Genomic DNA, 18,073 nt, shown 5'->3' on the forward strand with positions numbered 1-18,073 from the left:
AAATTATTACAAACTAATAACTCTATTTTATGAATCTATCAACCATTAAATCTCCAGGGGTTTATATCAATGAAATAAATGGTTTTGGAAATTCAGTTGTTCCTGTAGCAACGGCAGTTCCCGCATTTATCGGATATACACCACAAGCCATGTACGAAGGGAAATCATACACCAACGTACCGACTAAAATTTCGTCCTTTACAGACTTTAAGGCGATTTTTATGATACCCGATCCACCAGCACCAGCCGATCCTGCAAAACAATACAGTCCGCAGTATTACTTGGTCGCTGAAAAAAGTCAGCCTGAAAAAGGTGACTATCTATTAATTGATGGAACCTACTACTCTATCGTTCCTGATCCAAACACAATTTATTACTTATACAACAGCATTCGCTTATTCTATGAAAATGGTGGCGGTGATGCGTATATTGTTTCTGTAGGAAGTTATGGTGCCGCTTCTGGAAAAGCCATGACGCCAGGCGACCAAATTGTGAACCCGAATGTACAGTTGAACGACTTAACCAACGGATTGGCATTGCTAAAAAACGAGCAAGAGCCAACCATGTATATTTGTCCTGAAGCTACGTTACTTTCGGTAGAAAACAACGGAACGCTTATGCAATCTATGTTGTTACAAGCTGAAGAAATGCAAACTGCCGTAGCTATTTTTGATGTGATTGGGGGAAGAAATCCTGATCCAGTAATGTGGATGGACGATATCACAAACTTCCGCGACAATACAGGCGCTAACGGACTCAACTACGGAACTGCGTATTATCCGTTTGTGGGAACCACCATTATGCAAACTTCGGATATTGATTATACCAATCTTTTTGGTGGCGATGTAAAACAATTACAACCTTTGTTAAGTCCAGCAGATAACCCAAATCAGACAGTAGATACGATTATCGGAAACATTGAAAATCCGTCAGGAACGCCGTTAACAGTAAGCCAGTACAACAACTCATTAATTACCGCGAGTAAAACGTATAGTTCTATCATCAATCATGTATTGAATGATGCCAATATGTTACCGCCAAGCGGTGGAATGGCAGGTGTGATTACCACAACTGATAACGAGGTTGGTCCATGGCAAGCACCTGCAAACACCTCTATGGTTGGCGCGGCTTCCTTACCAATAAAATTATCAGAATCGCAGCAAGCCAACTTAAACGTTGATGCAGTTTCTGGAAAATCAATCAATGCGATTCGTTTTTTCAATGGATTGGGAATTTTAATTTGGGGCGCACGAACTTTGGATGGAAACAGTCAAGATTGGCGCTACCTTTCAGTAAGAAGAACGATGAACTTTTTAGAGCAATCGTGTAAACTGGCTGCGCAAGCGTATGTATTCGCACCAAATGACAAAAATACGTGGGAAGCTGTAAAAACCATGATTGGAAGCTTCTTAACAAGTGTTTGGAAAGAAGGAGGATTGCAAGGAGCTACCGCTGCTGCTGCCTTCTCAGTAGAATGCGGATTGGGAACCACCATGACGTCTGACGATATTCTTAACGGATTTATGAACGTAACGGTAAAAGTTGCCGTAGTTCGTCCAGCAGAATTCATTGTACTGACATTCCAACAGCAACAAGCAACTTCTAGTTAATTTGTACGCTATAGAAGTACACAAAATCAATTCATTAAATAAAAAAATAACTCATTAAAAACATACTATTATGGCAGATGATGGAAGTAAAGAAGGCGCAACATGGCCCATGCCTAAGTTTCGATTTGAAGTAGACTTAGGAACCGAACTAAAAGGAGTTGCATTTCAGGAAGTATCTGGAATGGACGTAGAAAATCAAATCATAGAATACCGTAAAAGTAACAGTACATTATTCTCTACTGAAAAAATGCCAGGCATTGTAAAGTATGGAAATGTAACCATGAAACGCGGTGTATTTGTCAACGACAATACATTTTGGGATTGGCATGCTGAAATTTCTATGAATACCATCAAACGTAGAACAGTCATTATAAAACTGTTAGATGAAAACGGAAAAGTAACCATGCAATGGACACTCAACAATGCGTGGCCAACAAAAATTACGAGTACCGATTTAAAATCTGATGGAAATGAAGTTGCGATTGATACGCTAGAAATTGCACATGAACAACTAATTATATCGAATGGCTAGTAGCAATTATCCTGTTGGATTTTACTTTTCACTTTCGTTTGAAGGTGGAGATGCCGCTTTTAAAGAAGTCTCTGGAATCAGCAAAGAACTTGGCGTAGAAGAAGTTGCGGGTGGCGGTGAAAACCGTTTCAAATACCGACTACCTACTACAAGTTCAAGCAAAAATCTAGTACTCAAAAGAGCCATTGTTCCCACAGGATCAAATCTCATAGCGTGGTGTGCTGATACACTTGACAATGGATTGGCTTCCGCCATACAAACCCAAGATGTGTCGGTAGACTTGCTAGATAATGAAGGAAAAGTGTTGATGAAATGGACGTTTTACAATGCTTATCCTGTAAGCTATGCCGTATCCGATTTAAAATCGCAAGAAAGTGAAATACTCATAGAAACCATTGAATTGGCGTATACCTATTTCAATATACAATCAAACTCATAATTATGCCGATAGAAATCAGAGAATTAGTAATCAAAACAGAAATAAAAACTGTTCACGAAAACGTACACACCAAACGCAACGCATACGACACTTCACAATTAAAAAATGAAGTGTTGGAAAGTTGCCGACGCATGATTTCTGAAGCAAAAAAGCGAGAAAAGTATAATAGATAAATTACGATTATGGCATTGGAATACATGAAAATAACAGGGTACAAAGATGAAGACTTCACACAAGCGGTCTCAGGCGATCCGTATAATCTCATGATCAATCCAGAGTCTATCAAATGGAGTCGTAGTATTGAATACAATGAACAACAACCTATTGATACAAGTTCAACGTCACAAAAATACAAACATACACCAAGCGACAATCTCAGTTTTGACATTGTAATTGATTGTACAGGTATTGTAGACAACAAACGAACCGATCTCAACAAGGAAATTCAAGCACTTGAAGACATTGTGTACACGTACAACGGTGACATTCATAGACCTAATTTCGTAAAAATTCAATGGGGAAGCGATTTGGTATTTTACAGCGTATTAAAATCATTTGATACCACGTACACACTATTCAAACCCGATGGAAGCCCGCTGAGAGCAAAAATTTCATTAAGCTTCGGAAAATACATTTCGGCTGACAAGCGAAAAAAAGAAGACAATGAAAGCTCTCCCGACATTTCACATTTGGTAGAAGTTGTACAAGGCGATAGCTTGCCGCAATTATCAAACAAAGTTTGGAACACACCTTACTATTACGTTCAAGTAGCGCAATACAACGATTTAAACAAATTCAGACAATTAAAAGGTGGACAACAATTACTATTTCCACCCATCATTAAACCCACAGAAAATTCATGAGTGCATCCACAAACATAGATAGTGGCGGAGTAGTCACATTTGACATTAAAACCAACGGAAGTGTTATTCCCGACGCGATGGACATACAATCTGTTGAAGTCGAAAAAGGCGTCAACCGAATCTCCACAGCAAGAGTCGTCGTCATTGATGGAAATCCTGGCAAAGAAACGTTTGAGGCAAGTTCGTCAAGCACGTTTGTTCCTGGCAATACGATTACCATTGAAGCAGGATACGATTCCAGCAACAAAACCATTTTTAAAGGCATCATTACCAAACAAAGCATTCGTATTCATGGCGCAGAAGGTTCAGTGTTGGTTGTAGAATGTCGTGATGAAGCGGTAAAAATGATTGTGGGACGTAAAAGTGTTACCTATTCCAAACAAAAAGACAGCGACATCATTAGCACTATTATTGGGAATTACAGCGGATTATCAGCAGACGTTACCGCAACAAGCACGCAATGGGACGAACAAGTACAATACTATACAACCGATTGGGATTTTGTGCTTTCACGAGCAGAAACCAATGGCATGATTGTAACCACGCTAAATGGAAAAGTTTCTGTATTTCCGCCTGATAATGACACGAGTTCTGTGTTAGAAATTGCTTATGGAAACAATCTGTTGGAATTTAACGCATCATTGGATTCGGTGACGCAATTGGGTTCAGCAAAAGCCACTTCTTGGGATTATACGCAACAACAAACTGCTTCGGGAGAAGCAACGGTAAGTTATGCAGGACCTGGAAACTTATCGTCCAAAAAACTCTCGGAAGTTGTGGGTTTATCAGAATATGATTTGCAAACCACCACACCTTTGGAAAGCAGCGATTTGACCAATTGGTCCAAAGCAGCATTGGTAAAAAGTGCCTATTCCAAAATTAGAGGCGATGTAAAATTTCAGGGAAGTGACTTGGTTGATCCAGGAAAATACATCACACTCGCAGGTTTGGGTGACCGTTTTAACGGCGATCACATCATTTCCAATGTGCATCACTTGATTGGGCATGGAAACTGGATTACGGAAGTAGGCATTGGATTGTCGCCTGTATGGTTTACTGAAGAACCCGATGTCATGTCGCCACCAGCATCAGGTTTATTGCCTGGCGTACAAGGCTTGTTCAACGCAACGGTAAAGAAAATGTATGAAGATCCAGACAGTCAATACCGAGTATTGGTTGATATTCCATTATTTGATCCGAATGGAGAAGGTTTATGGGCGCGATTGACCAACTTCTACTCCACTTCAGGCGCAGGAACGTTTTTTATGCCAGAAGTGGGCGATGAAGTCGTGGTAGGCTTTTTGAATGAAGATCCTCGTTTTCCGATTATTTTGGGAAGCATGTACAGCAGTAGCAACAACAAACCGTTTGAAGGTTTAGACCCGAATGAAAACAATACTATTAAGGCTTTTGTGTCTAAATCGGGAATCAACATTCAGTTTGATGATGAAAATAAGATTCTTACGCTACAAACACCAAGCAAAAACACGGCAATTTTTAGCGATGAAGACAAGCAAATCACCATCCAAGATCAAAATGACAACAGTATTGTCATGTCTGAAAGTGGCATCACTATCAAAAGTCCAAAAGACATTACGATAGAAGCAACGCAGAATTTAACCCTAAAAGGAAATACGGGCGTTACCATTGAATCTTCTGGCGGCGATGTGCAAATCAAAGGAATGAACATTAAACAATCAGCCGATATGGAATATTCCGCAGAAGGAAGCATGACAGCGTCGCTTCAAGGCGGTACACAAACGACCATTAAAGGCGCGATGGTGATGATTAATTAGGTGATGGATGTTGGGTGTTGGGTGTTGGGTTTTAGGTGTTAGGTGTTAGGTTTTAGGGATTAGGGATTAGGGATTAGGGATTAGAAAGTACCGTTAAAACCTTTTGAAAACCTAACGTCACTTCGAGTGTTTTAGGCTTTGCCTGAAATGTATCGAGAAGTACTTGGAAACTAAAAACACAAAATCAAAACATCTCAATACTTAATACTAACAGCTAACAGCTAACAGCTAACAGCTAACAAAGAACAAAGAACAAAGAACAAAAAACGAATAACAAAAAACAACAAAACCATGCCACCAGCAGCACGATTAACCGATTTTCACGAATGTCCGATGCAAACACCCGCGGTTCCGGCGCCAATTCCGCACGTAGGCGGACCCATTATTGGTCCTGGAGAACCCACTGTTTTAATCGGCAAATTGCCTGCCGCACGCGTAGGTGATATGCTTACCTGTGTTGGACCACCAGATTCTATTGTCAAAGGTTCAGCAACGGTGCTCATTGGCGGAATGCCCGCTGCACGCGTAGGCGACACTACCGCACACGGCGGATCAATTGTTTTGGGAGATTTTACAGTAATGATTGGTGGATAGAACAAGCAACATACAAAAAGAGTTTCTCGGTTCAGGATGGTCATTTCCCGTAACATTTTCTGCGGAAAATCGCCAATTGCAACTCACGAAATACGAAACCAATATCAATGAAATGATCAATTTGATAATGCAAACGACTTTTGGGGAACGACCATTTTCGCCACAATTCGGTTCAGGGTTACAGACGTTTTTCTTTAAAGAAATGCGTCCCACATTGCAAGGAGAAATTAGAGAAGCCATTAAAACTTCGCTCCTGAATAATGAGCCGAGAATCAAAGTCATGGCTGTTGAGGTTGTTTTTGCCGATTTACAAAGTGGTTTGGTAGAAGTAACCATCGATTATATATACAATCAAACCAATACAAGACATAACTATGTATATCCTTTTTACATAAAAGAAGGTACCAATTTACAACGATAACGAACAAATGAGTCCATTTAATCAACATACCGCATTACTGTCACTAGAGAACGCTTTGGTGCCAAATTCGCGTTTGGTTGATAGCAGAACCGAAATGGACAATCTACGCTTACTGGTTGACTTTGCCTCATTATTTAATTTTTACGATCAAAACAATAAAATCAACGGAACTTGGTCACCATTTTTACTGAAAGATCCTGTTTTTTTAGTGGCTTCTATTGCCAAAACAACGTTTCAAAAAGCCTATTCATTGTTTATCAATACGTGTTTGCAATTGGAAAAAGCCTTGCAAACCGATGTGAATACGTCGTTTATTTCCAACGGATTCAATCAATTGTTCAATCAGCTTACCTATGTGTTTCGCACGATTGAGCGCTGGACGTATTATATGCAGCAATCGGACATGACATACAATTTAAAAACCTATGTCATTCAGCAAGTAAAAGAAAAACAAAGTGCCTTGCTTTGGGCAGTTTTGGCATTGCAAACCGATTTGAATCTCAACAAGATAATTCCAAATATGGCACCTGTTGACACGTATCTTTATAAAGATTACGACCAAAAAATTTGGAAAGACAGCAAAGGAAAAGAACCGTATTGGAAATTGTTGAACTTACAATTTTCGCCTGAACATGATGTTGTGTATTATTTCTTTAAGGATGTTATCATCCTCGTAAAAGAGCTTTGGACTGTATTAAAAGAGCCTTTTTCAAAAATTACAGAAGCTGTTTTTTCGCTTATCAAAAAAGTATTTACAGCACTTGTAAGCACGTTGAAAATTATGTTTGAAAAAGCAACTACGATTTTTGAAAAAGTTGTGAAGCTAGTTGATGAAGTCTTCGCATTTTTGGATAATATCATTCAAAAAATAATCCATTCGCTCAAAGAAAAGTTGCAAAATTTCAAAGCTTCTAGTCAAGAAACGGACACAATTTCAACGCTTGTTTCCAATCTTCAAACCGTACAAAATTCTTTAAAGAATGAAACAGACAGCGTATCGTTCGAAAACATTCAAACCGTTATACAAAAGATAGAAGCATTGGTCACAAAAGTTGCCGCATTTGTCTTAAAATTTGGAAAATGGTTTTTTGAAATTGTTGTAGAACTTGTGGAAATTATCGCAAATACGATTGCTGATACTGTAAAAGAAATTTATAAACTTCTCAAAGAAATCATTCAAACTATTAGCACCAAACAAGTGCGTCTTGATATTTTTAATGGCTTGAAAGGAACTGGAAAATCGCTGTTTACCTTTTACAGCAAATGTATCTCCTATGCGGGAACAGAATTGAAAACCTTACAAGAAGTGCCAGGACATTTTCCAGATACGATTTTATTGCGAACGTTTACCAATTTGATGAAAATTTACCAGAAGCAATTCAATTCGTTAGCTGAAAAGCATTTACATTTTTACTACCACGACATTTTAAAACAAACACCCAATAGTGTATCACCTGATTCGGTTTTTGCATGTAGCAATTTGGCAAAAAAAACAGCGACGTATCAATTAAACGAAAACACGATTTTCCTTGCGGGAACGGACGCCAATAAACAACCGATTTTATTTGAAACTACAAATAAAACTTCGTTAAATCCTGCAAAAATTGTGAATTCGTATGTGCTTTCACAACCAACAATTGCAGATAATACACAGCTTTATTTGGAAAAATTAGCGCCTGTCAATGTGGTTGCGAAAAACGAAGCTGGCGCGATTGCTTCGTGGAAAACGTTTGGTTCTTCCCTAACGCCACAAGGAACTCCACAAGAGTTGGCAATGACCTTTGGCTCGCCAATGTTTTATATGACAGAAGCAAAAAAACGAACTATTACGTTGAGTTTTACATTTTCAAATTGTGAAGAAATAAATTTTTCACAACCTGATTTTACGTTGTATCTCAGCACTAAAAAAGACTGGTTTAAAGTTCCTGTTCCTACCAATACTAGTGATGTTATTGTGGCAAATCAAATTCAGATTACATTGCAACCTACCGATCCTATCATAGAAGCATTTACTAAAAATCCTGACGGTTATTCCTGTGAATGGCCATTGCTGAAAATTGTATTTCCAAATTATGATTCGACCTACGCATCTCTAGAAATTTCAACCTTAGACATTACCGTACATTCAGAAGAATTACAAAATTTCCAATTGTATAACGATTTTGGACAGCTAAACCCGAAAAAACCATTTCAGTTGCTCGGCGGCGCGCCAAAAGTGAACGAAAGTTTTATGATTGGAAATGCAGAAATTTTTAGCAAACCCTTACAAAATGTCAACATACAACTGACATGGAATCCGTTTGCGCCTAATTTCAATTTTGCGGATTATTACAAAGAATACAACGATTATTTAAAAGATAAATATTCAGGAGAACCGCTAGATGTTGAAGCGTTACTCAAAAAATTAAAGGCTATCGAAACCCCGCAAGATAACTTTATCACAACCATTATAAACAAAGAAAATACACTTTTTACTAGTTTAAAAAAAGCAGGAGTTAGCGTTTCCGATGCTACAAATTTAATTACTACAAATATTACTGAAATTACATCTGAAGTAAGCGCACAAACAAAAACGCTCAACAAATCATCGAGTACTTTTCATACGCTAGTGACTGAAATTATTACAGACAACACGAACATGGAACGTTCAATTACAAGTGAATTGAACACGCTGAAAAATACGATTACTACTGCTAAGAAAATTGACGCTGCCACAGTAGATGCAACAGCACAAAGTATTACCAATAAAATTAACAGCACGAAAAATTCAGTAGACGAACGTCTTTTAGAAAAAGAAAATTCCTTGCTTTCTTCGATGAATTCCCAAAAGAAATCATTGTTTCAAAAATTCACGTCACTTTTCAAAAAACATAAAAACACTCCACTATTAGAAATAGATACTTTTCAGTTTTCAAACAACTCATTTTTTATCAATTTTCAACAACTAAAAAATGGCGTTTGGACGACTATCGAAACTGCCATTACAAAGAAAAACCAAGAAGGAGAAGCTGTTACAAAAGAAATAACTTCTGTGCCACTTTTTTCTGTGACAGATTCCAAATTAGCTCCGACGAAAGAATTACAGTTTTTAGAACTGAATACTAATCCAACAGCAGTAGACGCAACGTTACAAAAAGTACCATTGCAATTAACAGAAACTACCGCGACTGGTTTTATAAAAATGAAATTATTTGTTCCAAACTACGGTTTTGGCACAGATTTATACCCAAAAGTAGTCGCAGCAATTGCATTGTACAATGCTCAAATTATCGCTGAAAAAATAAAAGATTCTGATGACAAACAAACGCTCGTTGCACCACCAAATATCCCTTTTGTACCAACGGTAAGTGCCTTTACAGGAAGTTATACCGCACAGGTGAGTTACGATTTTTCAAAAGCAACACAAGACTATCCGCTGCAATGTTTTTACAATACGCCTTTTGCGAATTTTAAGGTGTTTGATACGAATTTGGATGAAAATATCCTTGCAGAAAATACAACGATTGGGGTTTCTCCAAAACGTGATGCTTCAGGCAAAATCATTCCATTAAAAACCTTGCCTTTTTTACCGACAATCGCGTACAAAGGAGCGCTATTTTTAGAATTGCAAGATGTGATTGCTCCTGCAAAAGTGAGTTTTTATGTTGAACTGGCACGCGCATACACGGAACAAAAACTAACTCCAAACACAGTATCCTATTCGTATCTCAGTACAGATGGCTGGAAACTATTGACATCGATTGAAGATGGCACCAATAATTTTACCTGCTCAGGAATCATCACGATAGCTATTCCTAGCGATATTACGACAAACCACGACACATTTTCTGGAACAAACTACTGGATTTCAATTGCCACGAATGACAATTTGGACAGTTTCCCTGAAACTTCTTTTTTAAACACCAACGGATTTACATTACAACGCATTCTTGCTGAAAAAGATTTCTCTACAAAAACACCTCAAATTGCAGCCAATACGATTACGAGTCCACAAACTGCCATTCCTGCAATTGCAGCAACGATGCAGCCTTTTGCTTCCTTTGATGGAAAAGCGGCAGAAACCAATATGCAGATGAATTCGCGTGTAAGTACACGACTCAAAACGAAAGATCGATTGGTCACTTTTGAAGATTTTTTTAATGCGATTCGACTCGAATTTCCGTCTGTATATTATTCAAAAACGGTGTATAACAAAAGTGAGAAACAAGCATATACCTATGTTGTAAAACGAGTAGCAGATGTCACGGATACGAATGCGTTTGAACCATTGTTAAGCGAATGCAAAGAATTGAAAATTCAGGAATATATTACTGATAGAACATCGCCTTTTGTAACGGTTTCTGTTTCAAATTTTGAGTTGAAGTATGTGAAAATTACAGCGACGATTCAAGTACAGCCTGAAGAAGATGTGACGACGGTTGCAAAAGATGTCAACAACGGAATCAATTTGTTTTTAGCGCCTTGGATAACCAGCGCGCAATCGCAAATCATCATTGATCAAGGATTGAATACGGCGCAATTGGCAACATTCATCAACAGTTATGCAACTGTGTTAGACGTGAACGATATTTCGTTTCAAATTGGTACCAAAGATTTTTCAACAGGAGAAATTACCTATGGAGACGCCATGCAAGAAGTCGCTGCAACTGACGGAATTGTATTGGTTCCCTCATTAAATAACACCACAAAAAATAGCACAATCACATACCAATAATGACGCAAGAAAACTACATAAAAGATACACAACTTCCTTTAGAGCTCGATTTTAAAGCGCTAAAGGCCGCTGGTCTTGCGTACATTCAAAAGCATAGCAGTCAGGAATGGACCAACTTGAATCCGAGCGATCCTGGCGTGACCATTTTGGAGCAATTGTGCTATGCGTTTACCGAATTGGGCTATTGTGCGAACTTTTCTATCAAAGATATTTTGACCGATAAAAACGGTAACTTAATTGTTAACGACCAGTTTTTCCTTCCGCAAAATATCTTAACAATAACACCGATTACCATTGATGATTACACCAAATTCATCATTGACCAAGTTCCTAGTGTTAAAAATGTAATTATTACAACGGTTACTTGTGCAACTCCTTTTGTAAGTCGTTTGTATAAAGTGTATCTGTTATTAGATTCGAATGAAACGGATACGCTCACAGACATTACCGAATTCAATACCGAAAAAGAAAACGAAACATTCTACTTGTTGAATAGTTGTAGAAATGTGGGCGAATTGTTTTTGAAACCTAGTGTGTTCAAACCAAAACAATACACCATCAAAGGAAAATTGGTGCTCGAATCTGATGCAGATTTTGATACGGTGTTATCGCAAATTATTCAAAACATCAACGCGTATATTTTTCCAGAGGTGACACAAACTGGTTATGACAAACTGAAAGAAGAAGGCGTTGCGACCAACGATATTTTTAACGGTCCTACTTTAGATAATGGCTGGATTACTTCTGAAAGTATTCAACCTAAAAAAGACAGCATTCAGCCTTTTGAAATCACCAAATTGATTCAGGAAGTGCAAGGCGTACAATCCATTTCGGGCGTTTCGCTTTGGCTTGATGGTGCAGCAGTACAAACTGCCCACTGTAACACTGACGAAATTTTAATATTTAGTTTTTTACAAGCAACTACACCAGCAACGATTTCAAATTTTGAAATCAGTACACAAGGAAAAAGTTTAAACTCCGCCGTAAACTTGTCTTTAATAGACGAATTAGCAATGATGCAACAGGAAAACTCGCAAGTCAATGAAGTGGCTGCGGTACAAATGGCGCCTAAAGTTCCAACGGGAAAATATAGAGATATTGCGAGTTATTATTCTATTCAAAACACCTTTCCAGAAGCATTTGCTGTAGGTTTAAATGCTACCAACGATTCCACGCCTGCCTATCAAATAGCACAATCGCGACAGCTAAAAGGCTATTTAAGTTTGTTTGACCAAGTGTTGAGCAATCAGTTTGCGCAATTGGCAAATATTGATAAATTATTTTCCTTTAAAAACGCAATTACGGGCGCTACTGCAGATTTGGAACAGTATAACAACATCAGAACACCAGAAGAAAAAGCACATCCAACGTATCCTGCGCCGTTTGAAGTATTTTCACCAACGTATTTTTACCAATCGTTGTATAAAAGTGTACCGAATGTGTCTCCGCTGTTGCGAGATAATGACATTTTCGATTTTGGTCCAACTTCTGAATCGGATGTGATGTTGGCGCATAGAAGTTGGTTGGCATATCAAGATAATCCGTACAACTCGTACATGTATGGTTTGTTGCTTTTTAATGAAAACGACGATGTCAATTTACAACGCAGAAACGACTTGTTAGACCATTTATTAGCACGTCATGGAGAATCGCCTGCAATCATTGATACGTTGATTTACGGTACGGTATATTCAGGTGATTATTTGAAAGATCGTGTCATTATTAAAAGCATCTATCTGCAAAACTTGGAACTACTATCGTACAATCGCACCAAGGCGTACAACGTTATCGGCGCGCAATTGTTGAACGATTTTGTATTGACCATTACGCCGCAATTCATCAAACAACTCAAAAGTACAACGGCAACAGAGTTCGCTCAAGAAATCCAAACGCAATTGACAACTACGCTAGAAGAAACGCAAGCGCAAAGAGCAACGGCGATTGCCAAAGCACATACGCTACAAATTAGCTACGATATTGCTGCAAAAAGTTATAAAAACGAAGGTATTTTTAATATAAATCGTATCACGAAAGAAGAAAAAATATCGCAGCAAGACACATTAAATTATACCACTATTTCCCTAAAATTAAGCATGTTGTTAACGCTGCAGCCGTTTTGCATCAACTTTATTCAAGAGGCATTTCATCAAGATGTAAGCGAAATTGACCAAACTGAACTTTCAAAAATTTTGGAAGAGGTTGAAATGACCTTGTGGCTATTATCGCAGCGAAAAGGCATGATTGCATTGGAAACCGCTGTGCTATTACAATCGGCAAATTATCAAGTGTACTTTAAAGATAGTTCAGAAAACATAGTTTATTATCGCTTAAATACGATATTAAATTACGAAGAATACACTGAACTCGCGACTTCGCTAGATGCTATCGGAACACAAGACATTTCTAGCTATTTAACAAGTATCAATCCAACCTATACACTTACAGAAACACAGAATACGCAAGTTGAAAATACCAGTTTTATAACTATTGACACCACAAAATACGCGTGGACAGCCAGTGTAGCATCTAACGATACCGAAGAGATATTTGTCACAAATCCGTTATTTGAAAACACCTTGCTTTGGGTATTTCCAAACTACCTTCCAGAAATTGTAACGACAGATTGGCAACATCGTCTCTCCTACTTTACGGAAACACAATTGCCTCTGCATATTTCAGCAGGTTCCTTCTATGCAACTGCGGACGATTTAAAAACGTTCATTCCTCAGTATGTACGTTGGTTTAATGCGAATATTTACAATACGTCCACTCAAAGTTATGATATCACAACGGCAGCAACTAGTGCTTCCGAAATCATCTTAACGCTTTCACAACTATCACAAAACATAACAGCCACACATGCATAGTCAAGAAGCACATATCGTCACGCGTTGCCAATGGAATACTGCTTTCGATTCCAAACAGTTGGCGCATCAATTGCAGACAGATATCAGTTCGTGGAGCGCTTATAAAATGAAGCGCGTGATGGATAGCGTTTTTGACAGTATTTGTCCAAAAGGGCAAACACTCAAAATACGGAAACTTGCGGTGGATTTGGGCGCAATTACCTATGAAAATCTGTTGAGCGAATTGCCATTACGTTTGGAAGAAGCCTTGCGAAATGCATTGTACGACCTGATTTTATATCCGAAAAATGGCGACAAAACCTTGGAAATAATTCACGAAGATGTGGCTCAAATTAGTGTGTTGCGCGATTTTCTTTTGCAAGGAATGTTACCATGGAATTATCAAGAAAGTTACGGAACTGCGGTTCAAATTATGGATTCGCAATTACATCACAATCGCTTGGATGTAATCCAGATGATTCAAGAAATTGGTACGGCGAGCAACGTTCGCAAACGCATTGCTTGGCAATTTCCGGATGCACTTTTGAAAAAAATTATCGTTGGATTAGAGCCTAACAATCATCAACAAATCATTGATTTTTCGGATGAATTTGTAAAAGTTCAGGAAAAGGAAACTATTGTGCAAACTAGCACCAATGATCTCAAAAAGAATATTTGGCTATGGATTCTGAACTACTTATTCACTGAAAGAGGCACCATTTTTAATCGCATCGCGTTTGTGCGAAGTACGGTGACGCAAATGGCGAGTCATTTCAATATTTCGTATGATGCGATGATTGAACTGATTGAAAATGCCATTGAACGCACCAATGAATATTCACAAGTAGACAAAGGCTTTATCGCAATTTTAAAATTATTATCTGAGGAAGTCAAAAACACTTCTTTTTCTCGTATCAAAACTAAAAAACAAGAAGAAAATTATTGGTCGAAAGTGGAAACGTATTTTTATAACGCTTCCGCGAGAACTACGCATGTTGCGAAAAATGAGTTTAACGAATTGGTCATTAATTTGTCAAAACTTGATGCGAAACGTTTTCAAAACATCATCTTGAAAATAGAGCAAAAACAGACGATTTGGAAAAACATTGTAAAAGACTTAATTCCTGCGGCGGTTGAAAATCTATTTTTAGCGCTGTCGCCTTCGGAATCGAAAAATGTATTGCAGCAAATTTCGTTTTTGTCCAAACTTCCACAAACAACAAAAGTTCACATTGACACACTCGATTTGTATACGCTCGGAATTGACTTTTGCATCACGCATCAACATGCATCTGTTGGTAAAACAGCATTCCTCGATTTTGTCATTGAAAAATTAGTCCGACAAAAACAACAAAAGAAACTTGTTTTATTGGAGCATTTCATAAGTGGAAATAGCTCGCAAGAACAGAAAAGAGTGAGTTTTCTTCCTTTGTTTCAAGAATTACATTCACTCTATCAAAAAGAAATTAGCAATACCAAAAAGTACACTTCTGAATCCGTTTTGCAACAGGTACTATTTCGTTACGCAACCGAGTTACAACGCAGAAATTACGCAACAGCAGCATTCCAATCCGTTGAAAAAACACTTCAAAAATGGATGACAGCTTCGCCTGAAAAATTTTGGAATGCAGCACAGCAACTGGAAAAAACATCAACATTGACCAAGCATATTTCGGCGCTGGTAGCATCTTTTGGAACAGCACGATTTGTAAAAGCAAGTTCGCCAAACATCTATGCGTTGGTTGTAAAAATTCAGCAAGTTTTGGAGTTTTTAATTTCCAAACATCCAAAACAAGCAAGCGCATTCAGAACGATTAAAAACGAATTGTTTTCACAGAGTTTTCAAGTCGTTTGGGAATTTCCAAAAGCAAGTGAAGCCGAATTTTTCACAAAACTTTTGCAACAATTAGCGCAAAAAAATCTTCGAAGTGTTTCCCAAAAAGAAATCCTCGAAGCATTGAATTTATTGATAAAAACTCCAAAAATCAGAACACTTTCATGGTCAAATCGTGAGTTTGTTTCCATTCAAAAGCAGTACGGTGTACAGAAAATACAAACACCTTTAGAAGCGATTCTGAACTACACAAGTCAATCGAATCAGCAAATAAAAGTTGCAAAGAAACTTTCAACATTGGTCCGTCAAAAACAGACGACTACACACGAATTCAAAGAGAACGAAAACACGTTAATTTCCTATCTTTTAACAAGTGATTCACACCTCAAAACACGTTTGATTGCGAAGTTTTCAAAGAAGATTCTCGCTACAAAAACTACATTTAGTGAAACAAGAATTAAAGCACTGTTACACGAACTTTTTTGGCAAGTGTTGGCGCGTTATGAAAACTATCGCGGTGATGTTCAAAAATTTAGTGCTTTCTATAAAAAAACAGTATTTCAAACATTTCCTGAATTGGAAAAACATGCTACAAAAACAGCTTTTTTCAATGAAAATATTCATGAAAATCGAAGCTTACAAATGCCGTATCAAATCTCGGTAGCGAAATTGTTTGAAGCAATTCGTATCAATTTGGAAACAGCAACGCCACAATTTGAAATCGCGCAAAAAACCTATGATTTTACTACCATTTACAAACTTGGTTTGGAAACCTCGCCTGCGCAAATGCGTGCGATACTGCGAGAAATAAACATCACCAAAAAACAGCGTGCATTTTTAAAGGAGCATGTTTCTTTTGAACTTTTTGTAGCATGTTTTGCAAACGATGTTTCTGGAAAAGACAGAGACGCTTTTAAAGCCATTTATACCTTATTTCATCTTGCGAAGCAACTTGGAAATGCGCAAATTATCAATACATTACAAACTACTTTTTGGAAACAAACCATTACGTTATTACAACAAAAACAAGCGGCGAAAGAAACCATCAAAATACTAGTAGACAGTACTTTTGAAGCACTTTCTAGCATCGCTACTTTAGATCAAATCACTATTGTAAAACACATACAAAATAATCACATCGCAATTCCTGAATTGCTCAGAATTGTGCTAGTGGAACGTCATCAAATTTTTGAATTGATTTATCAGCAAAAACCACAAATTTCACTTTCAAAGGCACTCAAAACCTATCAAAAAACTGGAAAAATTGAATCGTTGAGCAAGCATCTCATCACTCAACATGAAATTCCTGCGTGGTTTGTGCATGCGGAAGCGTACAATTATGCGCAACTTGTCAACGAATTGATGACACAACAACCATTTGTCATCTTAAAAACCATCCGCAGTGTACCTCTTTCGGAAGTTCAATCAACACGCTTTGTTCAAACCATAGATGTTGAAGTATTTATTTCCACATTACAGAAATTGTACACAGCTCCGCAAAAGGATTTGACAAATGTGTTAACCTTGTATGAAGTCTTCGCTTTTGTGAATATACGTGGGATTTCAACCAAAAACATACAAGAAATCATCCTTAGAAAAGTGGTGGTTGCTTGGCAAAATTCTAACTGGTCTTTGATTGCGAACGCCCAAATTTGGAACGAATTGTTATGGGAAATTTGCGGGAAGAAATCTGTGCACAAAAAAGACTTTTTCAACGCTGTAGATTCAATAAAAAGCATGTTACCAACAACACTGTTAGTCACCTATAAAAGCCTGCTTTCTATCGAAAAAGCCACACAACATATCTCTCAAAAAGACCATACAACAAACACTAAAAACAACGTGCTTATGGAACAAAAAGAAAATAACTTTCCCGAAGAAGGCGTGAGCATTCGCAATGCTGGTTTGGTACTCTTAAACAGCTACTTTTTGATGTTACTTGAGCGTTTGCAAATTGTCAAAGACAACGCTTTTATTTCGGAAGAAGTACAACTTGATGCTATTCATTACTTGCAGTACATCGTTACAGGACACACACAAACGGAAGAATCGCTCCTAGCACTCAATAAAATATTGGTGGGAATTTCGCCTGAAACACCTGTAAAAGACAGTGTGGAAATGACGGAAAGTCAAAAAGAACTCATCAATAGTTTGATACAAGCGGCTATCAATTATTGGCCAGAAATTGGGCAAACTTCCGTAGATGGATTTCGAGGAAATTGGTTGGTTCGCGATGGCATTTTGCGAGAAACCGAAGATCGTTGGGAACTTTTGGTAGAAAAAAGACCGTACGACGTTTTAATGATAAAATCACCGTTTTCATTTTCAATCATCAAATTACCATGGATGGAAAAACCACTGCATGTCACGTGGCCATTCTAAAAAATTATACAACCATGAACATTCATACAACCACCATCAAAA

General features: G+C 37.8%; 11 protein-coding genes. All 11 read left to right on the top strand.

The features are described from left to right. Nucleotides 1-29: 29 nt before the first annotated feature. The 11 genes from C8N46_RS03200 to C8N46_RS03245 all read left to right on the top strand — a co-directional run bounded on the left by C8N46_RS03200 (nucleotide 30) and on the right by C8N46_RS03245 (nucleotide 18,031). Nucleotides 30-1,610 carry a phage tail sheath family protein gene (locus tag C8N46_RS03200; RefSeq protein ID WP_108113395.1) on the top strand — a complete coding sequence of 527 codons (1,581 nt, stop codon included), beginning with the start codon at nucleotides 30-32 and terminating at the stop codon, nucleotides 1,608-1,610. A gap of 70 nt (nucleotides 1,611-1,680) precedes the next feature. Then, nucleotides 1,681-2,142 carry a phage tail protein gene (locus tag C8N46_RS03205; protein ID WP_108113396.1) on the top strand — a complete coding sequence of 154 codons (462 nt, stop codon included), beginning with the start codon at nucleotides 1,681-1,683 and terminating at the stop codon, nucleotides 2,140-2,142. Further along, nucleotides 2,135-2,581, top strand: coding sequence for a phage tail protein (locus C8N46_RS03210; protein ID WP_108113397.1), 447 nt, complete (start codon nucleotides 2,135-2,137; stop codon nucleotides 2,579-2,581). Before C8N46_RS03205 ends, C8N46_RS03210 begins: the two co-directional genes overlap by 8 nt. 2 nt (nucleotides 2,582-2,583) lie before the next feature. Continuing rightward, nucleotides 2,584-2,754: a DUF5908 family protein gene (locus tag C8N46_RS20315; protein ID WP_158269069.1), complete on the top strand. Its 171-nt coding sequence runs from the start codon at nucleotides 2,584-2,586 to the stop codon at nucleotides 2,752-2,754. A gap of 24 nt (nucleotides 2,755-2,778) precedes the next feature. After that, nucleotides 2,779-3,444 carry a CIS tube protein gene (locus C8N46_RS03215; protein WP_245896707.1) on the top strand — a complete coding sequence of 222 codons (666 nt, stop codon included), beginning with the start codon at nucleotides 2,779-2,781 and terminating at the stop codon, nucleotides 3,442-3,444. After that, the gene (gene vgrG / locus C8N46_RS03220) at nucleotides 3,441-5,240 is read left to right on the top strand and encodes a type VI secretion system tip protein VgrG (protein WP_108113399.1); all 1,800 of its coding nucleotides are present in this window, start codon (nucleotides 3,441-3,443) and stop codon (nucleotides 5,238-5,240) included. The genes C8N46_RS03215 and vgrG overlap by 4 nt, the downstream gene beginning before the upstream one ends. A gap of 291 nt (nucleotides 5,241-5,531) precedes the next feature. Continuing rightward, nucleotides 5,532-5,834 carry a PAAR domain-containing protein gene (locus C8N46_RS03225; protein ID WP_108113400.1) on the top strand — a complete coding sequence of 101 codons (303 nt, stop codon included), beginning with the start codon at nucleotides 5,532-5,534 and terminating at the stop codon, nucleotides 5,832-5,834. Next, the gene (locus tag C8N46_RS03230) at nucleotides 5,827-6,255 is read left to right on the top strand and encodes a GPW/gp25 family protein (RefSeq protein ID WP_108113599.1); all 429 of its coding nucleotides are present in this window, start codon (nucleotides 5,827-5,829) and stop codon (nucleotides 6,253-6,255) included. The genes C8N46_RS03225 and C8N46_RS03230 overlap by 8 nt, the downstream gene beginning before the upstream one ends. Nucleotides 6,256-6,262: 7 nt before the next feature. Beyond that, nucleotides 6,263-10,969 carry a hypothetical protein gene (locus C8N46_RS03235; protein ID WP_108113401.1) on the top strand — a complete coding sequence of 1,569 codons (4,707 nt, stop codon included), beginning with the start codon at nucleotides 6,263-6,265 and terminating at the stop codon, nucleotides 10,967-10,969. After that, on the top strand, nucleotides 10,969-13,836 hold the full coding sequence (locus C8N46_RS03240; protein WP_108113402.1) for a hypothetical protein: 2,868 nt from the start codon (nucleotides 10,969-10,971) through the stop codon (nucleotides 13,834-13,836). The genes C8N46_RS03235 and C8N46_RS03240 overlap by 1 nt, the downstream gene beginning before the upstream one ends. Then, nucleotides 13,829-18,031, top strand: coding sequence for a contractile injection system tape measure protein (locus C8N46_RS03245; protein WP_108113403.1), 4,203 nt, complete (start codon nucleotides 13,829-13,831; stop codon nucleotides 18,029-18,031). Before C8N46_RS03240 ends, C8N46_RS03245 begins: the two co-directional genes overlap by 8 nt. The last annotated feature ends 42 nt before the right edge of the window (nucleotides 18,032-18,073 follow it).

It is taken from the genome of Kordia periserrulae (assembly GCF_003054265.1).
Classification (GTDB): Bacteria; Bacteroidota; Bacteroidia; order Flavobacteriales; family Flavobacteriaceae; genus Kordia; species Kordia periserrulae.